The following is a 22038-nucleotide window of genomic DNA, read 5'->3' as shown; positions in this document are numbered from 1 at the left end:
CCGCCGTATACGGAACCGTACGTACGGTGGTGTGAGAGGTCGGAGGCTAATAGCCTCCTCCTACTCGATATGCAAGTTTGAAAGGTTTGGAAAAAGGGTAGTACTTCTTTTTTACCTGAATGTATGACATAATAGGATGAATGGACAAGAAATCTCGTTTATTATAGCAATCTACTAGTCTCAAACATCTAGCAAAGGCCTAACCTTTAAACGATTAGCAGAACGTATTTTTTCTCTAATTTATAGTAAGAGAGGTGAAAGTAGAATGCAAAATGAAGTAAATCTGTTTGTCAAAGCTCTGCTCTCAGGTAATCAAAAAGAGGCTTGGAATATCTCTCAAATGGTATTAAAGCAACAAGGTCATTCTTTGCCGCTTTATAATGGATTAATTACAGAATCAATGAGAGAGATTGGGCGCTTATGGGAAGAAAACGAAATCAACGTAGCGGATGAACACTTAGCTACATCAACCTGTGATTTTGTTCTTTCATTGTATCACTCAAAACGAACAGCTAATTTACGCTATATGAACGAGCAGCCAAAAGCTATGTTTCTTTGTATAGAAGAAGAACAGCATGATATAGGCCTTAAACTTACTTCACATTTATTCGAACAAAAAGGCTGGAAGACACGTTTGTATGGAGCAAATTTGCCGCTTGATGCTCTTGTTAGTGCAGCGATTGAATGGAAGCCAGAGGTGATCGGGCTGTCTGTTACCATACCTTATCATTTAGTGAATCTAAATAAATTCGTACGTACGTTAGAAGATTTACCGCACCGGCCAACTGTCTTAGTAGGAGGTAGATTAGTAGCAGAATATGACCTAAGAAGTCATTGCTCAGATCAAACTCTACTATTAAAAGATTTGAATGAATTAGACCGATGGCTGGAAAATTGTTCAGCTGGAGTGAAAGTGAATGATAAATATTAAACATGTACCAGCTCCGTACATTACTTTTAATCGTGACCTGGTATTGATTGATCAGTCTGATGATGCAAAGGATCTCTTTAAACACTTTCAGGCGCTCGAAGAGATCATCGATCAAGGAAGCTTAAACAAATTTCAAAGGGCCCTTGAAGCTAATGAACGTCAAGATTTTGAATTGGTTATGAATACAAAGCAAGCTCCTATGGCTTTATTTCAATGCTCATTATCTTGGAAGGATGACATGTATCACTTAATATGTGTCCCAAAAGATGAAGACATTAAACGTCTAGAAGGGTTAGTTCAGCAGCACAGTAAACGTCTCGCTTCAACAAACTTTGAGCTGCTTGAGCAAAAAGAGAAACTTGAAGAATCACTAAAAAGAATAAAAATGCTTTCCGCCCCTTTTATACGCATATCAAAAACGACAGGGGTCGTATTATTTTACGGGGAATTTGATCGAACACTCATTGAAATGAATCAAAAAGAAATATCTGAACAAGCATTCAATGGACAATTTGAGCAGATCCTTTTTGATTTTAATGGGATTGGCGACCTCGAGAAAGACGGAGTAGATGCCTTCTATTATCTTATTCAAAGGCTGCAAATTATGGGGATTCATTCAAGTGTAATCGGCTTATCACCTAAACAGGTATTCCACTTCAATAAACAAGGAACAAAATTAGACGCTACATTTAAAAGCAATCTCCATGATGTGATCTATTCCTATTTAAGCTCATAAAAAAAGATGGCCCTTTGGCCATCTTTTTTCTTTTAATTATGATTGAGACTTATAAAACGAGTTTTCATAGAACTGAATATTAGGGTATTTATCAATCGCTGTTCGCATTTGGAAATCATTATCAAATAGTGCTACAATACGCCCATCTCGGTCAGTAACCAGATTACGCTGCATTTTTTTGAATGTATTCATTTCCTCTTCAGGACCATCAACCCACCGTGCAAATGAAAACGGAAGTCGTTCTAGTTGAATATCAACATGGTATTCATTTTTGAGACGATGCTCTAATACTTCAAATTGCAGGACTCCGACAACCCCGACAATTTGCTGTTCATTGAAACGGTTATACGTTTTAAATAATTGGATGGCTCCTTCTTCGGTTAATTGGTGCAGCCCTTTCTCAAAGGACTTATGTTTTAATGCTTCTTTAACGGTAATCGCAGAAAAATGTTCAGGCGAGAAATGTGGCATTTCATCGAATTCGAACTCTTGGCCTTCTACGAGTGTATCACCGATTCTGAAGGTGCCTGGGTCGAATAAACCGATGATATCGCCTGCATGGGCCTCATCGACAATGCTTCTGCTTTGAGCAAGGAATTGAGTTGGCTGAGCTAATTTAAGGTTTTTGCCAAGGCGGACATGCTTAACCTGCATTCCGCGTTCAAATTTACCTGACGTTATACGTAAGAAAGCGACACGGTCACGGTGTGCTGGATTCATATTAGCTTGAATTTTAAAGATGAACCCTGAGAATTTGTTATGGGTAAGAGGGTCAATTATTCCTTTGGTGCTTTCTCTTGGTGTCGGCCATGGTGAAAGCTTAAGCATATGCTCAAGGAAGGTTTGTACCCCGAAGCTCGAAATGGCACTTCCAAAGAAGATCGGTGTCAATTCACCTTTTTTAATCAGGTCAAGGTCAAACACATCACCTGCTACATCAAGTAACTCTAACTCTTCTCTAAATTGAGCGACCAGACCCTCATCACCAATCACTTCATCTAGCTTAGGATCATCCGGACCATTAAGCTGAATCACATCAATTTCTTTAGGGTTTTCTGGATTATATAGTTCAAGCTTCTTATTATGACGATCATATACCCCGCTGAACGATTGACCCATACCAATAGGCCAGCCCATAGGGTACGAACGAATTCCAAGCAGCTCTTCTAATTCTTCCATTAGCTCAAAAGGATCTCGTCCTTGACGATCTAATTTATTCATAAAAGTAAAGATAGGAATACCGCGCATTTTACACACTTTAAATAGTTTCTTCGTTTGAGCTTCGACCCCTTTGGCCGCATCAATTAACATGGTAGCCGAATCTGCTGCTGTAAGGGTTCTATAAGTGTCTTCACTAAAATCTTCATGCCCCGGAGTATCTAATATATTGACATGATAGCCATCATATAAAAACTCAAGTACTGAACTTGTTACAGAGATTCCACGTTGTTTTTCAATCTCCATCCAGTCGCTCATCGCATGTTTACTATTTTTTCGTCCTTTAACAGTACCGGCTTCTCGAATAGCTCCGCCAAATAATAATAATTTCTCAGTTAGTGTCGTCTTACCGGCATCAGGGTGAGAAATGATTGCAAATGTCCGTCTTGATTGAACGGGTTTTAGTTCGGTCATCATGTATTCCTCGTTTCTACAAATCATATCAGAAATCATATGATCAAATTATTATCGTCTCATTATACCAGTCTTAGAAACGGGATTCACCCTTGGATTCAACTATAAATGCAGCTTTTACACAGAATGGTTTGAAAAATGAATTTTAACAACGCAATGCAAGACCTTTGGAGGGTGCAGAAATGATTACATTTAGATTACGTTTTAATTAATTTAACAAGTTATGCAGGGTGTCTAAATAATCATAACGAATAGGTTAGTATGGCCATTAACCCCAAGCACGAATGAAATAGCATTTTTAAAACAACGAGGAAGAAAAAATCTACCAAATGTTTTATACTAGTAGTTGGTGGAAATCAATCAGGAGAGTGCGAGCATGTTCATTCAACGATTAATTGTGAGTTTAGCAGTTGTATTGATGGTAGCAGCTGGTTGTTCAGCTGAGTCAAAGGAAAATGGGCTAAAAGGAGTAGGTTTGTTAATTGAAGATACAATTGATGACCAAGGGTGGAATAGCAAAGGGTATCAGGGTTTATTAACGATTCATTCCACTTTGGATGTTCATGTTGATTTTAGAGAAGAAGTGAATTCTAAAGTTGATGTGATAAATGGAATTAACGATTTTATAGAACAAGATATTAATTTAATTTTTGGTCATGGCCAGATCTATGCTGATTATTTTTCACAACTCAGTGAAGATTATCCAGATGTACACTTTGTCAGTTTTAATGGGGAAGTGACTGGCGAGAATGTGACGAACCTAGAGTTTGACAGCTACGCTATGGGTTTCTTCGCTGGGATGGTAGGAGCGTCAACCTCTCAAAGCAGCCAGATTGGTGCTATTGCTGCGTATCCTTGGCAGCCAGAATTAGAAGGGTACAAAGATGGAGCAAAGTATATTGATCCAGAAGTTGAGGTAAAGATCGAGTATGTAAATGACTGGTCAGATACTGAAACAGCCATCGAGTATTTTTATCAATTGAAAGAGAAAAACATTGATGTGTTTTATCCTGCTGGGGATGGTTTTCATGTTGAAGTAATCGAAAAAGTAAAACAAGAGGGATTGTATGCAATCGGTTATGTTGGGGATCAATCAGATCTAGGAGAAGCGACCGTATTAACGAGTACCATTCAGCATGTAGATGAACTATATGAGCTTGTGGCTGCACAATATCAAGCAGGAACATTAGAACCTGGCAATCATACATTTGATTTTACTGAAGGAGTTATTTCTCTAGGAGAATTTAGTTCTCAAGTGCCGCAAGAGGTACAAGACCAAGTGAAAAGTGACTTGAATACATACATCGAAACAGGAGAGCTCCCTAATCAATAAAGGAATCATACCATTTGTAATCTTTAAGTTAGTTGTTCATTTCCTTGCCTAAAACGTGAAGTCATAGTAAATTTAACATGGAATCTTTTTGTACAAGTCTGATAAAGAGGTGACTATAAGTGAATAATCCAGAAATGAATATGAAATTTATGCAAATTGCAATGAACCATTTACCGGAAGGGAAAAAATTTCTAGACGACAAAGGAATCGAATTAAACATGGATGATTTACAGCCCATGCTTGAACTATTGCTTAATGTCATGTCTGAAGCATACGAGCTTGGTCTAGAAAACGGTAAATCTGAGAGTAAATAAGAAAATGAATAAAAAAAGAAGAGGCTTACCTGATATTAAGGTTAGCCTCTTTCTATGACAGGAGAGAACCTTAATGACAAAAGATGAAAAGCTGCAAGCATTTGCTGATAAAATGAAGGAAGGATTTAGGTTAGTATCTGAAAAAAGAAATGAAGAAGCAATTGAGAAGCTTAAACCATTTGTTGAATTAACGAAGAAAAGCGGCGGCGAGCATATTAGATTATTTGTTCACTATAGTCTTGCTCAGATTCGTACCGGAGATTTTAATGGCTTCCTAGAAACGTACGAAGCCGTCAAAAAAATGAAACCTAAAACGCCGGAAGAAGAGAAATTAAAAGGCCAGCTGGATGGGTTTTTTAATGACCTGATGGAGGAGCTTGGGAAGTCATCAGGACAATCGGAATAAGGACACGCTCAAAATGAGGGGAGAGTCCATAGGATGTAGGGAATCTATGTGAAGGAGTTGGGATGGATGAATTATCAGCCTTACCAGCCATATCATCAAATGGTGCGATCTCATCAAGTGAACCCTCATGATCAAAGGTATTTCCCCTTTATCCCTTTTTTGGGCGGTTTAGCGATTGGCGGTTTATTGTTTAATAATTACGGAAGGCCGCCTGTGTATTACAGTCCTAGTTATGGCCCGAACTTCGGCCCGAGTTACGGCCCGAGCTTTGGCCCAAGTTATGGCCCGAATTTTGGTCCGAGTTATGGTCCTAACTTTGGTACACCTTATAATCAATTTTATTATTATCGATAAAAAGAAGGCAGCAACGAGTTATACGTTGCCGCCTTCTTTTTTATTTGTTGTTTCAGTGGCTGTTTCTTTAACCTCACTATCACTTGTTTTATGTTGCTGGTGTTTAAAAAATGTCTGCAGCACTCCCATCAAAGGAGCTAATTTATCAATGGCTGGTCCAACGGTTTGGACTAATGTGATAATCTGTTCTAATTGGGTCGGTTTAGCCTCTTCTTTAGCCGGCTCAGGCGGCGGTGCACCAAACATTAGTTGAGAAAACACATCAACCTGCCGTTCATCTTTTTTATGCTTACTCATGAGAAAATCCTCCTTACTCTCCAGCTTCTCTATCCCTTACTAGTTTATGGGCATCGTCCCTTTAATGTGTGTGGACAGATGCCCTTTTCACATGAATAGGAACTTCTTAATTTTTGTAGACAGACTTATTTTAATAAGATAAAATTAGTATCAGGTACTAATAATAACTCGTAAATTATGTAGCGGTTTTTATAAAGGGGGAATCAGCATATGGTGAAAGCTGGGATTTATGGAATGGGAAGCTACATTGGTGAACAGGTAGTGACCAACGCAGATCTTGAAAAGAAAGTAGATACTTCTGATGAGTGGATTAAAACTCGTACAGGAATTGAAGAGCGCCGCTTTGCACCAGACGATGTAGACAGCTCTGATATGGCATTTCAAGCAGCTGAAAAGGCGTTAGCACATGCAGATATTTCAGCTGAAGATCTTGACTTGATTCTTGTCGCTACAGTGACTCCAGATATGCCATTTCCGACTGTTTCTTCGCTCATTCAAGAGCGTCTTGGTGCAAGTAAGGCTGCAGCAATGGATATCAGTGCAGCTTGTGCTGGATTTATTTACGGCTTGGCAACAGGACAACAGTTTATTGAAACAGGAGCTTATAAGCATGTTCTAGTCGTTGGTGTCGAGAAATTATCTAAAATCACCAATTTTGATGATCGTAATACGGCTGTATTATTTGGTGACGGGGCAGGTGCTGCAGTGCTAGGGCCTGTATCTGAGGGTAAAGGTCTCCTAGCTTTTGAGCTAGGTGCAGACGGTGCTGGTGCAATGCATATTAATCAAAAAGGTGATTTTTTAGAAATGAATGGCCGGGAAGTATTTAAATTTGCTGTTAGACAAATGGGTGAGTCTTCTCTTTCTGTACTGAAAAAGGCAGGTTTAACAAAAGAAGATGTAGATTTTCTCGTTCCTCATCAAGCAAATATCCGGATTATGGAAGCTGCACGTGAGCGCCTTGAATTACCAGCAGAAAAGATGTCTAAAACGGTTCATAAGTATGGTAATACATCGTCTGCCTCTATTCCGATGGCTATGGTGGATGAAATAAATAGTGGTAAAATCAAAGATGGAGATACCCTTGTTCTTGTAGGTTTTGGAGCGGGATTAGTATGGGGATCGGTTGCCCTTCGCTGGGGACGTTAATACTATTCTTAACTTGAGATCACAATGATGAAAATTGTAGTTGAAAAGGAGAGTTTTGTAATGGAGAAAAAACGTGTCGTAGTAACGGGTGTTGGAGCAGTCACACCACTAGGTTTAAATGTAGATTCAACTTGGGAGAAAGCGATTAACGGCGAGTCTGGAATTGGTCTTTTAACGAGAGTGAATGCTGAAGAATTTCCAATGAAAGTTGCAGCAGAAGTAAAGGATTTTGAGCCAAGTGAATTTATGGATAAAAAAGAAGCTAGAAAAATGGATCGCTTTACTCAATTTGCTGTAGCAGCTTCTTTAATGGCTCTAAAAGATGCTAAACTTGAGATTACAGAAGAGATTGCTAATCGTGTAGGAGTGTGGATTGGATCGGGAATCGGGGGTATGGAAACCTTTGAGCAGCAATTCCGTACATTCCTTGATAAAGGTCACAGAAGAGTAAGCCCGTTTTTTGTCCCAATGTTAATCCCGGATATGGCTTCTGGCCAGGTTTCCATTATCACTGGAGCTAAGGGAATTAATTCATGTTCTGTTACAGCATGTGCTTCCGGGACAAATTCTATTGGAGATGCCTTTAAAGTAATCCAGCGTGGTGATGCCGATGTGATGATTACAGGCGGAGCAGAAGCCCCAATTACGAATATGTCTGTCGCTGGTTTCTGTGCAGCAAAAGCTGTAACAACAACCGACAACCCAGAAAACGCATCCCGTCCATTCGATGCAGACCGAGATGGTTTCGTTATGGGAGAAGGAGCAGGTATCCTTATTTTAGAAAGTCTAGAATCAGCCGAGAAGCGCGGTGCAACTATTTATGCAGAAATTGTCGGCTACGGTGCAACAGGGGATGCTCACCATGTGACAGCTCCGGCTCCTGAGGGTGAAGGCGGTGCTCGTGCTATGAAGCAGGCAATTGAAGATGCAGGCTTACAACCTAGTGATATTGATTACATGAATGCACATGGAACAAGTACACCATATAATGATAAATTTGAAACAATGGCTGTGAAAACAGTATTTGGAGAGCATGCTGAAAAATTAGCAATAAGCTCAACAAAATCAATGACTGGTCACCTTTTAGGAGCAGCAGGTGCCATTGAATCTGTGTTCTCGGTAAAAGCGATCAAAGACGGAATCATCCCGCCTACAATCAATTACCATACACCAGATCCAGATTGTGATTTGGATTATGTGCCAAATGAAGCAAGACGACAAGAAGTACGAGCTGTCTTGAATAATTCTCTTGGATTTGGCGGACATAATGCAACGCTCGTATTTAAACAGTTTTAATTAAGCGTTAAAAATGCAGTAAATAAGAAAGCTCATTGACAATAAGTTGTCAATGAGCTTTTTGTATATTTCCTCTACATATCTTCATCATCTTCGGTTGTTGAATCATTAGCAAATCCCTTTGATTCATTGGAGAAGAAGGAATGGATAGCTTCTTTATTTTTTTCGAAATCAAGTTCAAGTACCGCACCAGCATGGCTGTAATGTTGGTCGCTGTAGCCATCTTGAACAGGGATTCTTAATGTTTGAACATCATCAACTGGATTTAAGATGAAGTCACGTCCTAAACTAAGCATTCTAGTTGTTTTAATGTTTGTATCTAAGTATGGTTCAACAGATCCAATTAGACGCGGAACTCTTGTAAGACCTGAAATCGTTAAGAGTTCATCTTTTAGCAAAGTCAACATCTCTTGCTGCCGTTCCACACGGCCAAAGTCATTATTAGCATCACTTCTGAAACGTACATAATTCAATGCTTGCTGGCCGTCAAGCACTTGTGTACCAGGTTCAAAATCAATGACTGTACTTCCGGATTGGTAGTACATACGATCTTCAACATCTACTTCTATTCCTTTAGGAGCAATCGTATCAACGACTTCAACAAAGCCATCAAAATTAACCATAGCATAATAATGAAGGTCCAATCCAAAGTTATGTTCAATGGTTTCTCTTAAAAGGTCAGGACCTCCCAAGAAAAACGAAGCATTAATTTTGTTATCACGATACCCAGGAATTTCAACGTATGTGTCACGCATAATAGAGGCTAATTTTGCATCGCCATTTTTAGGATCATATTGAGCCACCATAATTGTGTCTGTTCTAGCTGGTTCATCTTCAGCGGTATCCACCCCTATTAACAATACATTAATAGGTTCGTTATTCTCAGGTTCCTTTGATTGAAATTCATGCACTTCCGTTTCATCATCTAACGTATCGTCACTGTCGTTTGCTTCAGTTAAGTTTTGTTGGGCATTATTTTTTCCTAGTTCATATTGAAAAACTGCAAAGGCAGCAGTTGAAATAAACAATAAAGAAAAAAGTAAAAGGAATGAAACAAATAGTTTTTTGCGTTTCCTAGGTCTTCTTTTATGTCTATCGGATCGTCTCCTGCGTGTGTCCACCTAAAACTCCTCCAATCTCAACAAAAAAGATTCTTGCTCTTTTTGTTGGTATAACGATTTCATTATATCAGATTTTTTCTTTTGAGCCGGTAAAAAATAAAAAAAACGTATAGAATTCGACAAATTACCACATTAACAACAAAAGCTGGTATTATTTTCGTGAGTGGCATTTAGCCTCTGGTTCATACTAAAAAAGAGTTTTTCTAGAAACCGTGTATGAATGCGCAGGTGGATGTAAGAAAAATATGAGTATACAGAAAAGTTTTACTTTATTTAATCGGCTCAGTTTGCCTTGGTTGTAGGTATTTAACATAGTATTATTATTGCTTGAGGAGATTCAAAACATAAGAAGAAATATTGGGGAATTGTACCCGTATGATGTAGGAGGATTTTTGTCATGAGTGTGCACGAGTTATACAAACAAAAAAAAGCTGCCACTTCCTTGGAAGCGGTATCAATAATACAGCCTCGTGAAGATATTATCGTACCCCTGGCAGTCGGGGAACCACCTGGATTAGTTCAAGCATTAGCGGAACATAATGGATTAGAGGGAAATCGTTTATTTCAAATGCTTTCTCTATACCCTGTTTTATCAGTCGATCCATCTAAGGTGAAAATTGTTTCTATGTTCTTAAATAAAGATGAGCGTCGTGCATTTTATGATAAAGAAGTGGATCTGCTTCCAAACCACTTTTCTGATTTGCCGCAAATTTTAAAAGAGACGACACACGACCGAGTGATTATGGCCGCCGTTTCACCAATGGATGAGGACGGATATTTTTCACTAGGAACAAATTGTGATTATGTAGCTCCTTTATTAAAAGACGCAAAACGAATCATTTTAGAAGTGAATGAGAATATGCCGAGAACATTCGGACAAAACCACATTCACATTGATCAAGTAGATGCATTTATAGAAAATCATGTTGAGCTGCCTGTGACACCAGAAATTCCTTTAAGACCTGAGGATGAGATTATTGGTAAAACGGTAGCAGATTTAATTCAAAATGGAGATACCCTTCAAATCGGTTTTGGAGCGATTCCGAACGCGATTATGAACTTCTTAAAAGATCACCGAGATTTAACCATCTTCACTGAAATGATTCCAGATAAAGTAGTCGACTTGTTTGAGAGCGGAGCTGTATCAAATCTTTCAAATCCACTTCATAAAGGGAGTATGACAGCAACTTTTGCTTTTGGCACAAAAAAACTTTATGATTTCATGGATCAAAATAAACAAGTTCAAATGTATCCGGTTGATGAAACGAATGACAGCTGTTTAATAGCAAAGATCAATCAGCTTGTTACAATTAATGCCACGATTGAAGTCGATTTATTAGGTCAGTGTAATTCAGAATCAATAGGCGGACGCTACTATTCATCAACTGGGGGCCAAGGAGATTTTGGAATTGGTGCAAGAATGTCAAAGGGCGGGAAGGGTATTATCTGTCTTCACTCCACAACAAAAGGCGGCACGATCTCAAAGATTGTTCCGACATTGGCTACTGGTTCTGTTGTTACAACATCAAAAAATGATGTGGACTATATTGTTACAGAATATGGTGTGGCTAAACTGCGAGGCAAGACTATTAGGGAAAGAACAAAAGCTTTAATTGACATCGCTCACCCGAATTTCCGAGATGAACTTACTGATAAGGCAAAAGATATGGGTTATCTATAAAAAAGCAGAAGCTAACTACAAATGGTTAGCTTCTGCTTTTTGTTTTTCTTCGAGTACCCACCTAGTAGCTTCTTCTTTTGATGAAATTTCCCCATTCAGCTGTTTGATTTCAAGCTCAAATAAGTAATCTCTGAAATGAGGTCCTGGTTTAAAATCAAGTTTTATCAGGTCATCGCCAGATAGATATAAAGACATCTCCTGTCTCTTTTTGAAGTAATCATCTAAGTGAGTGTGGAATTCTTGGGTTGGATCCAGCAGGTAGAAACGCAATGTTTCATCATGCACAGCATACAAATACCTGTGTAATTCACCTATCGATTTAACCTCTTCTATTGGTGCTTGTTTAAGCTCATTTAACTGTTCGATAAAGACTCGTTCTTTTGCCGTCATAATATAAAGTTGGATCATTTCACGCCAATTAGAAAGCGGGGAAGCAAGTGCTGTTAACATATGAAAAACAGTATGGCCGGATTGACTAAACACTCGCTCCGCATATTGCCAAGAAGATGCGGGCAGCTCTTTTTGAAAGAGTGTTTTCCATACATTTAGTGTATCCAAAAGGTAGTAAGCTTCTAAGTCTGTTGCTTCCTTATGAATTAAGGTTAGTTCCTGTCTAAGTCTTTGCTGGCTTAGAGAGAAAAGGTGAGACATCGCGCTTTGTGCGAGCCTGGCCGTTTCTTTTTCGATGGAATAGCCGAACCTCACTGCAAAACGAACAGCTCTGAATATACGTGTTGGATCTTCAATAAAACTGATTGGATGAAGAATACGAATTTTTTTCGCTTTAAGGTCTTCTATCCCCTGATATTCATCTAATAACTTGCCAAACGAATGTTCAGATATCGACATGGCCATAGCATTAATCGTAAAATCGCGCCTTGTGAGATCCTCATGAATATTTGATGATCTTACAATAGGAAGAGCGGCGGTTTCCGCGTAGTATTCAGTACGGCAGGTAACGATATCGATTTTCATATCGTCAGGAGTCGTCCATGTAGCCGTTCCAAATGTGTCGTGTTGTTTAATACTGCCGCCATGTGAAGCAGCTAAAACATTGGCAAATTTAATTCCATCTCCCTCAATGACAACATCGAGATCTTCATTAGGTCTTTCCAATAACAGATCACGAACAAACCCTCCGACTAAATAGGCACTTACCCCAAAACGGTCTGCTTCTTTTCCAATCAGCTTAAGCAAATGAAAGTGTTCTTTACTTACTGTGTCTTCTAAACGTTGCACAAGATTTGGGAGGGAGGCTTCTTGTTCTTTTCTTTGAAGATAGGAAATAATATTTGTTCTTGAAATGATCCCTGCAATGTTTTGATCGTCCATAATGGGGATCCGCCCAACATTATGACTAATCATAGCCTGCTGCACTTCATCAATGGTTGAATCTACTTGTTTTGTAACGATCTCTCGTGTCATATATCCTTTGATAGGCGCATGACCATATTGATGGTGAATCGCTTTGTCGACATCTCTTCTTGAAATAATACCAACCAGTTCTTTGTGGTCATTTACAACTGGAAAACCGGTATGGCCAAAGCGAATCATCATCTCTTTTGCATCTGTTATCGTATCATTTTCATGAATTGTTTTAACTGGATAACTCATCACTTCTTTAGCTGAAACGGTGTGCTTAACAATCAAATCTATCAGAGGGAGTACTTTCCTGCGTGCCTCTTCTAAAGTAGATTTCTTCATCATAGCTGAAGCCGCTTGGCTATGTCCTCCACCACCAAGCTCTTTAATAAATGATTGAAAATTAATGCGTGTAGAACTGGCTCTGCAGACGAGGTGGACATGCTTGCCCATCTTGACAATAGTAATCACAGCATCGGCAGAGCTAGCATCTAATAATTTTTCTGTAAGGCTGGATAATCCATTCTGAAAACGGTCTTGCTCATGACATGAAACAACTATCTGCAGTCCATCTAATTGATGCAGCGTCTGTGAGTGAAATAATTGATTAAATAAAGCCTGTTCGGCTTCGGTTAAGGCTGGTGTGACAAATCGATTAACAATCTCAATATCTAAATGATGTTTCATTAAAAAAGAGGCTGCATGGAAATCACGAGATGTAGTGCTAGGGAACGTGAAGTTGCCCGTATCAGAGTACAAACCTAGTCCAAATAAATTCACTTCTTCAGGTGTAAGATGAACATCTCTATGTTCTAGGTGTTCTATTAATAAGGTAATAGCGGCACCTACTTGTTCGATTTGATGACGCACTTTTTCTTTTGTATGTAATAGAAAAGGAGGGTGATGATCATATACAATCGTTTCGATCTCATCCATCAGTTCTTCACTTGGAATTCCGGTCCGATCTATCGCCTGGACATCTACCAAGATTAGTGAGGAAACATGCTTCCATTCAACCGACTCATAAGTGGAAAAGGAAAAAAGGTCTTTGTAGATCGACATATAGGTGGTGACACTTCGATCTAATTTATCAGAAATGGCAATGATTGCTTCTGGATATAATTTTTTTGCAGCAACCATGGAGGCTACACCATCGAAATCAACATTTTGGTGAGAAACGATAACTTGCATGCAGGTGTTCACTCCCTAGTTTTTTCCTTATTGTATCAAAAATAAGGAGATGAAGACATAGGGGGATATAATATGTGCGCAAAATTGCATAAAAAAAGAGAGGTTAAAGCCTCTCCTCAAATAATATGCCAGTATGATGATAAGGAAGTTTTTCATAGGGGTTGTTGTTTAATGTCGGTTCGCATTTATCTGCAAGAATAGATTGGTACTCACTCAAAACTTTTTTCATAAATGAACCTATGAATTCAGAAGTGACCTTAGTTCTATTTTCGTTTTTTATACTGTATATTTTTTCATCAAAGGTTAAAAGAGAATGAGCGGTTTCGATCACTCCATACCCTTCAAAAATAGCGGCAAAGCCTGCATATACTTGATGCAGTTTAGCAGTATCATTTTGGCAGCTGATTTGATCAGTATGTTTTAGCGATTGAATGAGTTGATTATAGCTGTTTACTAACTTTATTACTAATTCTTTCTCTTGATCATTTTTCTCGCTTGTTAAGAGAGCTGTGCTGTTATTTTGAACCTCATTTCGAGAAAATCGATCGGAGTGAACGTTCGTTTCACTTGATTGAGTAAGGTGTTTTTCATAGTAATAATCGTAGCTTGTAAGCTGGTGGTCGCTAGAATGCTTGGTGGGATTTTTCGTTGCTTCCGTTTTCTCAACCGGCATTACTGGATTTACCCCGTTTGAACTGGACATTTTATTGACAAAGCTTGTATGGATACGATTTGCTCGAAGTGAGGTTACTCTTGATAGACGAGCCATAATACATTGCACCACCTTTCCTATTAAGAGACTTATTATACATATACATATTCTAAGTTATGTGTTGTATTCCCTTTTTGTACGCCTTTAATCGTCAAAAATTAATTATTAGAAAAATGTTTAATGCATGGAGGTTTAGTATGGGGTTTAGTCTAGAGCAAAGCGGGTATAAAAAAAGAAGCCGACATAAAATGCCAGCTTCTTAATTGGATCTATTATTTATTTTGCAAACACGTGTTTACCGATACGAACAGTTTCTGTTTGTGTGCCAATCCAATGGTTTGTTGCAATTTCTGGATTGTAGAAGTAGATAGATCCTTGGCTGTCACTTTGAAAGGCAATGGCTTCTTGTACAGCTTGTTTTGCTTCATCATCTGCCTGCTGATTAATCATTCCGTTTTGAACAGGTGAGAAAGCATAATGTCCTGATGGACCAATTTCATTAATAACTTCTTTAATCGTATCAGGAAACTCAGGATGATCGACACGATTAAGCACAACGGTTGCTACAGCTACTTTACCTGCATATGGCTCACCTTGAGCTTCTGCATGAACTAGACGTGATAACAGTTCACGCTCTTCCGTTGTAATAGCAGCCGGAAGGGAAAGAGTTTCTCCTACTTGAAGCGCTGATGTTTCTTTATTATTAAGTTCTTTAATTGATTCAACAGTTACGCTGTATTGTTGTCCTAATTGATAGAGTGTATCGCCTTTTTGAACGGTGTGACTGTGTGATGCCGCATCCGCAGTTTGGTTTGCGGTAAATGCTAGGGCAATGCCTGCACATATTGGTAAGATGTATTTCTTCATTTAGAAAACCTCCTGTAATCTATGCTGTCTACTAAACTAACAAAAATGAAGGCAGAATACTTCATGAAATCTTTTCCAACTTAATAAAATCACCGAGTAAATCCCTTAGGTAAAGGATTACCTAGGTTTTTTTACATTTCTGTAACGAATTTTGAATAAATCTATAAAAATATGAATAAAAGAATGAATATTTATTGTTCGGTTCTGAGTTGTTTCCTTATAATATAAGGGTTTTTTAGTATGGATTGATGCTTGGTATATACAGTAATATGCATGATTTACCATAGGAACAAGCTAGATTCTGTGCTAGGATTTTGATGTACCAAAAAAACAACAACCTTCAAGGAGGCATTTTCATGAAGAAACTTATCGTTACAACAATTGCCGCTGCAACAATGGCAGCTGGTTTTGCTGGTCAAGCTGCTGCATCTGAACAGCCTAATACAAAGGTATTCACACAAAAGCATGTGATTGCATTAAATGGTGCAGATCAAGAGTCTATTCAAAAATTACTAGAAGAAGTAAAACAAACTAGTAATCTACAAGACTTACTAAATAAATGGAATATTACATTACCAGAGCTTGAGAAAGAAATGCAAAAAGAAGAACCAGCTCCAGAACAAAAAGAAGAGCAGCCGGTTGAAACACCTAAAGTAGAACAGCCTGCTGAAGAAGCACCACAAGAGGAAGCACCACAAGAAGAAGCTCCTCAAGCTGAGCCGGCTCAACCTGTACAACAACCAGCTCCAGCTGAAGAAGCTGAGCAAAATTCAGAAGAACAATCACAAGAACTGTCTGCTGAAGAACAGCAAATGGTTAACCTTGTTAATGAAGAACGTCAAAAGCAAGGTCTTGCACCTTTAAATATTGATGTTGAGTTAACAAAAGTTGCTCGTGTTAAAGCGCAAGATATGATTGATAACAACTATTTCGCTCACCAATCACCAACTTATGGTTCACCATTTGAAATGCTTGACCAATTTGGTGTGAGCTATAACACAGCAGGTGAGAACTTAGCTGGTAACCAAACGGTTGAAGCAGCTCACCAAGCTCTAATGAACTCTGACGGCCACCGTGCTAACATTTTAGGCGGTAACTACAGTGAAGTAGGAATCGGCATTGTTGATGGCGGTCCTTACGGAAAAATGTTTGTTCAACTATTTAAAGGGTAATAAGGTACCTTAAAAACTGATAAAAAAAGAACTTGGTCAAGCGGCCAAGTTCTTTTTTTCGGAATGAATCAATTGGTTATAGTGTAAAAAAGGAGGACGATCAGTGAGCAAGAGAGGCATCACAAGAGTAAAGAGTATCATGCTCCTGTTATGTGTTTCGTTCTTGATTGCCCAGGCTATTCCACAACAAGCAAAAGCATCTGATACACCTGCTATCGAAAGTGAAACAGCGGTACTTGTAGACGGGGCAACAGGCGAAGCGTTATGGGAAAAAGACAGTACGAAGAGAATGTATCCAGCGAGTGTCACTAAAATTATTACAGCCATTGTAGCGATAGAGGAAGGGAACTTAGAAGAAAAAGTAGCTGTCAGTGAGAATGTAATGGATGTTATAGGTACAAGGGTATACCTTTTGCCAGGAGAAGAAGTCAGCTTATTAAAGCTTGTGCAGGGACTAATGATTAACTCAGGAAACGATGCGGGCCTAGCCATTGCTGAGCATATGGATGGAAGTGAAGAGGCCTTTGCACAAAGAATGAACCGATTTGTTGAAGAAGAGATCGGCGTAAAAGATTCCCATTTTACAAATCCACATGGTCTATTTGATGAAAACCATTATACATCCGCGAAAGATTTGGCGATGATTACGAAATATGCAATGGAAAATGAAGTGTTTAAAGAGATTGCCCAAACAAAAGAAATGGAATGGATTGGAGAAGGGTGGGAAACGACAATTTACAACCATCATCGGATGTTATGGGATTATGAAGGGGTGACGGGTGTGAAAAATGGATTCGTACAGCGCTCCGGGTTTACTCTTTCTACCGCAGTAGAGCGTGATGATATGGAGTTAATTGCAGTGACCTTAAACGCCCCTGCAGCAAAAGTTTCTTACCAAGATACGGCAGCCTTATTTGATTATGGCTTCACGCGCTATGAACCTCATGTTATAAAAAGCGATAGAATGTTTAGTGATGCGAGCGGGCGTAAATATGAACTAGAAAATGATATTAATTATGTGATGGGAAAAGGGAAAGAATCAACAGTGGAAGTGACTAATGAAGGAATGTTACAAATTGAGAATACGGAAGGGAAGGTTCTTAAAGAAGTCCCTTTAAAGGAGCAAAAGGATAAAGAAGATCTAATAGATAACCCAAATGTGAATGAAACAGCTGAGCAAGGGTTTATTCAGTGGTTTTTGAGGGTCATCCCTTTTACTAATCCCTAATTATTAAAAAAGCCGAAAGATGAACGTCTTTGTGTCCATCCTCGGCTTATTATTTTTTCTTAACCATTATTTCTTCTACTCGATGTCCGGCCCCTTTTTTCAAAATAAGATCGGCACGGTTTTTAGTAGGCCTAATATTACGTTCAAGATTTACCCCGTTTATACTTTTCCATATATCAGTTGCAAACCCGACTGCTTCTTCATCAGATAAATGTCTGTAACGGTGGAAGAACGATTCAGGCTTTTGAAAAGCGGTATTCCTTAAGAGCTTAAACCTTTCAATGTACCAGTTTAAAATGTTATCTTCTTCCGCATCAACGTAAATAGAAAAATCAAAGAAATCAGAGACAAACATTTGTGGGATTTTTTTATTCTTTTTATTTACTTGAAGAACATTGATTCCCTCTACAATCACTACATCTGGCTCTTCTACAATTTGTTTTTCAGTTAAACGATCATACGTAAGGTGAGAGTATAATGGGGTTTCCATGTAAGCGCAACCAGACTTTAAGTCGGTTAGAAATCCGAGTAAACTTTCAATATCATAGCTCTCAGGAAAGCCTTTCCTCTTCATTAAACCCCGTTCTTCTAATACGGCATTTGGTAAGAGAAAACCATCTGTTGTCACAAGATCAACTTTAGGCTGCGTAGGAAAACGTGAAATTAATGTTTGAATCAATCTGGCTGTCGTACTTTTTCCAACTGACACACTTCCAGCGATCCCAATAACAAATGGAACTTTTTTTGTTTTCTTTTGAAAAAATTGATTTAGATCTTTATGCAAGTGGTTTGCATGCTTCATATGCAAATATATGAGCTCTGAGAGAGGCAGATATATATCTGTTACTTCCTCGGCTGAGATCGTTTCATTAAGCCCTTGCAGCTGTTCTCGCTCATCAGCTGTTAAGGTAATGGATGTTTTGTGAGATAAATTCGCCCATTCATTTCTTGTAAACGTAGTAAATGCAGACGGACGAGAAACCATTTGGTAGGTAGTCATGATAGTCTCCTTTTCATACCAATGAATGTTACGTTCTATTGTACACTATTCCATATAAATCGATAAGGATCAATTTATTTTTCTTCTACTAAAAAAGATCGCTAAACTTAGTAATAAAGTTTAGCGATCTCATAAAGCAGTGGAAATTAGCGAATATCAACCCAATATCCCTTGCGATTGTAATGCTCATATAATGCAGCCTCATCTTCACGCGTAATAGGCTGGTCGGATACAAATTCAGGTGCATCCTCGATTCGTTTATTTTCAAGGTCAAACGTAATCGTGTGATCTCTCCAACTGACATCATTAAGCCAATCGATGGAAACAAGTACTAGTTCTTTATTGAAAAAGCCTCCAACATTTACGACAAAGTATCTTATTTTCCAATCTTCATCATCAATGACACAGTCGTGGATCTTACCTGCTTCACCATCAGCTGTATGAACTTTATAGCCTTTAATATCTTCTACACTAATCAGCTGCTGATCTTCACGATATTGCTGTTCACTTGCATGTGCCTCATCGCTCTTCAAACCATCATGCTCTTCACGCGGGCCTTCAGGATTAAATATAGGAGGCATCATAGGAGCATGAGCTTGAAAGCCAGTTATATCTCTTCTTGCGGCGTTATCAGCCCAGTAATTTTCCCAACCGTAATAAGAGCTTAGTTGTTGTTCGTATCTCCTCGTGATCGGTTCATGTTCTTCTGGTTTAGGACTATCTTTAATTTGATCTTTCGTTGCATTAACTGCAATACGCTCATTCGATCGGTCAATTTCTTTAAAAGATAAGGGGCTTAGCAGAACTTTTCCTCCAAAAAACCATGTCCTTGTATCTCCAACAAAGTAACGAATGGTTGCGGTATCGGAATCAAAATAAAAATCATCCAACGAACCTAATTCTCCGTCGCTAGCTAACATAGAATACGATTTTAAAGTCTTTGCGCGTAATAACATATTGTCAATCATCCTTCCTATTTGTTTTCCTTCTTCATTTGTTTCGAGTATTTTATTGTTTATTTTCTTACAAAGTAAGTTCCCGAACTTGGGCATATTAAACATAGAGTTGTATGATCAGCCGGCCAATAAAAAGTAAATGACTTTACAATTTATCAGTTTAGTACTAAACTGATAAATGTGGGAGGTGAATTAAACGTGTTTAGCAAATCAAAACATGAAGATCGCTTAAACGTACTAATCTGGTTTCGTTTAGCAAGGCTGTATCATGCGAGTATTAAACAGTCCAATCAACATTTAAGTCAATGGGGGTTAACTGCTTCACAATTTGATTTACTCGTTCAAATCGGCACGCATCAACCTCTTTCACAACAAGAGTTAGCGGAAAAGCTTTTTGTTACAAAAGGAAATATTACACAAGCAATCGTTAAACTTGAGGCAGAAGGTTTAGTATTACGTGAGCAAGAGTGGCGTACAAAAATATTGAGTTTGACCAAAAAGGGAAAGGCATTGTTTGACGAAGTGGTGCCAAAACAAGAAGAATTTCAAGCCTCTCAATTTAATGGCTTAACAAAAATAGAACAAAAAGAATTACTGCGTTTATTGCGAAAAGTAGAAGGTCATAACAATTAGAATAAAAATGATTAACAATAGGAGTGATAATCATGAGTAGAAAGCCTTTAAAAGGACAGCACCACGTATCAGCCATCACAGCAAATGCGAAGGAAAATTACCGGTTTTATACAGAAATATTAGGGATGAGATTAGTCAAAAAATCCATTAATCAAGATGATCCATCCGTCTATCATTTATTTTACGCAGACGAGCGAGGGAATCCTGGTACAGATTTAACTTTTTTTGAAATTCCTCACGCTGGAAAAACATACCATGGAACAAATAGTATAACGGCTACGTCTTTAAGAGTTCCTAACGATAAAGCATTAGAGTACTGGCTGAAGCGTTTTGAAGAATATCAAGTGGAACATGATGAAATGACAAGACATACAGGAAGAGCGATTCTTCCTTTCAGAGATTTTGAGGGGCAGCGCTTGGTATTAGTATCAGACGAACATGACAACGGTGTGAGCGGCGGTTCTCCATGGAAGGATAGCCCTGTACCAGTTGAACATGCGATTTATGGGTTAGGTCCCGTTACATTAACGGTTTCTCGTCCGGAATTAACGGAGAAGGTTCTTACAGCAATTATGGGCTTCCGCGAAACAAGACAATATGCACCGCTTGTAGAAGGCCAGAAGCCTGTGCGTGTATTTGAAACAGGCGAAGGCGGATCAGGAGCTGAGATTCACTTAGAAGAACGTAAGGACATGGACCGTGAGAGACCAGGCAGAGGTAGTGTCCACCATGTTGCTTTTAGAGTCGAGGATGAAGAAGATATGAAAAAGTGGGTCGAACATATCAATGAGATTGGCCTGCCAAACTCAGGTTTTGTAGAAAGATATTATTTTAGATCCCTATATTTTAGAGAGCCAAACGGCATTTTGTTTGAATTAGCTACTGATGGCCCTGGTTTTGAAGGAGATGAGCCGTTCGAAACACTTGGTGAAAAACTTTCGCTGCCTCCTTACTTTGAAAGTCAGCGTCCTCAAATTGAAGCAAACCTTAAACCGTTAAAAACAAGCAAGTAAGGATGGATGTTAGTAAAGGAGGAGATTTGAATGAAACTTGAACATATTTATAAAGAAGCAGCAAAAGAAAACATGCCTACGTTACTTTTGCTGCATGGAACAGGTGGGAATGAAAAAGATTTACTGCCCTTAGCAGATATGATTGCACCTGATGCCTCAGTTCTTGGTGTAAGAGGAAATGTTCTAGAAAATGGGATGCCACGATTTTTTAGAAGATTAAGTGAAGGTGTATTTGATGAAGAGGATCTTATATATCGCACAAACGAATTAAATGAGTTTCTAGATGAAGCTTCCAAGAAGTATAAATTTGACCGTCAAAATATCATTGCGATAGGTTATTCAAATGGTGCAAATATTGCCGCTAGCTTACTTTATCATCATGCTTCTTCATTAAGAGGGGCTGCGCTGTTTCATGCGATGGTACCTAGAAGAGGAGTAGACATTCCAAACTTAGAAGATCTCTCTATTTTTGTAGGAGCTGGCAAGGCTGATCCTTTAATCCCTGCAGAAGAAACAAAAGAACTGATTAATCATCTGCGCGATGCAGGTGCCCACGTAACAGAACATTGGGGCGAAGGCGGTCACCAATTAACAAGAGATGAAGTAATCGATGCGAAGTCTTGGTTTGAGGAAAAAATAATCAAATAGAAATAG

General features: G+C 38.7%; 22 protein-coding genes. 14 read left to right on the top strand and 8 right to left on the bottom strand.

The annotated features are described in order from the left end of the window. The first annotated feature begins 265 nt into the window (after positions 1–265). Both A33I_RS11485 and A33I_RS11480 read left to right on the top strand, forming a co-directional pair. Positions 266–931, top strand: a complete 666-nt coding sequence (locus A33I_RS11485; protein WP_022628568.1) for a cobalamin B12-binding domain-containing protein — start codon at positions 266–268, stop codon at positions 929–931. After that, entirely contained in the window at positions 918–1667 is a 750-nt protein-coding gene (locus tag A33I_RS11480) for an STAS domain-containing protein (protein WP_022628567.1), read from the top strand. The genes A33I_RS11485 and A33I_RS11480 overlap by 14 nt, the downstream gene beginning before the upstream one ends. A gap of 36 nt (positions 1668–1703) precedes the next feature. Here the strand turns inward: A33I_RS11480 and A33I_RS11475 are convergent, their stop codons facing one another. Then, positions 1704–3299, bottom strand: a complete 1596-nt coding sequence (locus tag A33I_RS11475) for a peptide chain release factor 3 (RefSeq protein WP_022628566.1) — start codon at positions 3297–3299, stop codon at positions 1704–1706. Between the two features lie 376 nt (positions 3300–3675). On the opposite strand from A33I_RS11475, the gene A33I_RS11470 reads away from it, so the two are divergent. From A33I_RS11470 to A33I_RS11455, 4 genes are all read left to right on the top strand, one after another. Further along, positions 3676–4632 (top strand): BMP family ABC transporter substrate-binding protein, encoded by a 957-nt coding sequence (locus tag A33I_RS11470; RefSeq protein ID WP_022628565.1) that lies wholly within the window; start codon positions 3676–3678, stop codon positions 4630–4632. Positions 4633–4766: 134 nt separating this feature from the next. After that, positions 4767–4946, top strand: a complete 180-nt coding sequence (locus A33I_RS11465) for a ComZ family protein (RefSeq protein ID WP_031311588.1) — start codon at positions 4767–4769, stop codon at positions 4944–4946. A gap of 73 nt (positions 4947–5019) precedes the next feature. Beyond that, positions 5020–5352 (top strand): hypothetical protein, encoded by a 333-nt coding sequence (locus A33I_RS11460; protein ID WP_022628563.1) that lies wholly within the window; start codon positions 5020–5022, stop codon positions 5350–5352. Positions 5353–5418: 66 nt separating this feature from the next. Next, positions 5419–5706 (top strand): hypothetical protein, encoded by a 288-nt coding sequence (locus A33I_RS11455; protein WP_012959765.1) that lies wholly within the window; start codon positions 5419–5421, stop codon positions 5704–5706. An 18-nt stretch (positions 5707–5724) separates the two neighbouring features. On the opposite strand, the gene A33I_RS11450 is transcribed toward A33I_RS11455, so the two are convergent. Beyond that, complete coding sequence (locus A33I_RS11450) at positions 5725–6003, bottom strand: hypothetical protein (RefSeq protein ID WP_022628562.1); 279 nt, start codon at positions 6001–6003, stop codon at positions 5725–5727. Positions 6004–6216: 213 nt separating this feature from the next. On the opposite strand from A33I_RS11450, the gene A33I_RS11445 reads away from it, so the two are divergent. After that, on the top strand, positions 6217–7152 hold the full coding sequence (locus A33I_RS11445) for a beta-ketoacyl-ACP synthase III (RefSeq protein WP_031311587.1): 936 nt from the start codon (positions 6217–6219) through the stop codon (positions 7150–7152). 60 nt (positions 7153–7212) lie between these two features. Then, positions 7213–8448, top strand: a complete 1236-nt coding sequence (gene fabF / locus A33I_RS11440; RefSeq protein WP_022628560.1) for a beta-ketoacyl-ACP synthase II — start codon at positions 7213–7215, stop codon at positions 8446–8448. Positions 8449–8522: 74 nt separating this feature from the next. Here fabF and A33I_RS11435 read toward each other — a convergent pair whose 3' ends face one another. Beyond that, positions 8523–9569 (bottom strand): LCP family protein, encoded by a 1047-nt coding sequence (locus A33I_RS11435; protein ID WP_022628559.1) that lies wholly within the window; start codon positions 9567–9569, stop codon positions 8523–8525. 397 nt (positions 9570–9966) lie between these two features. On the opposite strand from A33I_RS11435, the gene A33I_RS11430 reads away from it, so the two are divergent. Next, positions 9967–11250, top strand: coding sequence for an acetyl-CoA hydrolase/transferase family protein (locus A33I_RS11430; protein WP_022628558.1), 1284 nt, complete (start codon positions 9967–9969; stop codon positions 11248–11250). A 15-nt stretch (positions 11251–11265) separates the two neighbouring features. Here A33I_RS11430 and A33I_RS11425 read toward each other — a convergent pair whose 3' ends face one another. The 3 genes from A33I_RS11425 to A33I_RS11415 form a co-directional block, all read right to left on the bottom strand. Further along, on the bottom strand, positions 11266–13803 hold the full coding sequence (locus A33I_RS11425) for a CBS domain-containing protein (RefSeq protein ID WP_022628557.1): 2538 nt from the start codon (positions 13801–13803) through the stop codon (positions 11266–11268). A gap of 103 nt (positions 13804–13906) precedes the next feature. Beyond that, entirely contained in the window at positions 13907–14572 is a 666-nt protein-coding gene (locus A33I_RS11420; RefSeq protein ID WP_022628556.1) for a hypothetical protein, read from the bottom strand. A 219-nt stretch (positions 14573–14791) separates the two neighbouring features. After that, positions 14792–15382: a cell wall hydrolase gene (locus tag A33I_RS11415; RefSeq protein ID WP_022628555.1), complete on the bottom strand. Its 591-nt coding sequence runs from the start codon at positions 15380–15382 to the stop codon at positions 14792–14794. A 356-nt stretch (positions 15383–15738) separates the two neighbouring features. Here A33I_RS11415 and A33I_RS11410 point away from each other — a divergent pair, with 356 nt between their 5' ends. Both A33I_RS11410 and A33I_RS11405 read left to right on the top strand, forming a co-directional pair. Next, positions 15739–16554: a CAP domain-containing protein gene (locus A33I_RS11410; protein ID WP_022628554.1), complete on the top strand. Its 816-nt coding sequence runs from the start codon at positions 15739–15741 to the stop codon at positions 16552–16554. 103 nt (positions 16555–16657) lie between these two features. Then, complete coding sequence (locus tag A33I_RS11405) at positions 16658–17782, top strand: D-alanyl-D-alanine carboxypeptidase family protein (RefSeq protein WP_022628553.1); 1125 nt, start codon at positions 16658–16660, stop codon at positions 17780–17782. Between the two features lie 49 nt (positions 17783–17831). On the opposite strand, the gene coaA is transcribed toward A33I_RS11405, so the two are convergent. Next, positions 17832–18782 carry a type I pantothenate kinase gene (gene coaA, locus A33I_RS11400; RefSeq protein ID WP_012959754.1) on the bottom strand — a complete coding sequence of 317 codons (951 nt, stop codon included), beginning with the start codon at positions 18780–18782 and terminating at the stop codon, positions 17832–17834. A gap of 146 nt (positions 18783–18928) precedes the next feature. Continuing rightward, positions 18929–19738 (bottom strand): PRC-barrel domain-containing protein, encoded by an 810-nt coding sequence (locus tag A33I_RS11395; RefSeq protein ID WP_022628552.1) that lies wholly within the window; start codon positions 19736–19738, stop codon positions 18929–18931. A gap of 198 nt (positions 19739–19936) precedes the next feature. Between A33I_RS11395 and A33I_RS11390 the strand changes: the two genes are divergently transcribed. The 3 genes from A33I_RS11390 to A33I_RS11380 are packed head-to-tail and all read left to right on the top strand — an operon-like array spanning position 19937 to position 22032. Further along, complete coding sequence (locus A33I_RS11390) at positions 19937–20371, top strand: MarR family winged helix-turn-helix transcriptional regulator (RefSeq protein ID WP_022628551.1); 435 nt, start codon at positions 19937–19939, stop codon at positions 20369–20371. A gap of 32 nt (positions 20372–20403) precedes the next feature. Further along, positions 20404–21384 (top strand): ring-cleaving dioxygenase, encoded by a 981-nt coding sequence (locus A33I_RS11385; protein ID WP_022628550.1) that lies wholly within the window; start codon positions 20404–20406, stop codon positions 21382–21384. A 30-nt stretch (positions 21385–21414) separates the two neighbouring features. Continuing rightward, positions 21415–22032, top strand: a complete 618-nt coding sequence (locus A33I_RS11380) for an alpha/beta hydrolase (protein ID WP_022628549.1) — start codon at positions 21415–21417, stop codon at positions 22030–22032. The last annotated feature ends 6 nt before the right edge of the window (positions 22033–22038 follow it).

Origin of the sequence: Alkalihalophilus marmarensis DSM 21297 (assembly GCF_000474275.2) — a bacterium.
In the GTDB taxonomy this organism is placed as follows: Bacteria; Bacillota; Bacilli; order Bacillales; family Bacillaceae_D; genus Alkalihalophilus; species Alkalihalophilus marmarensis.
This window is presented reverse-complemented; position numbering and strand designations above follow the sequence as displayed.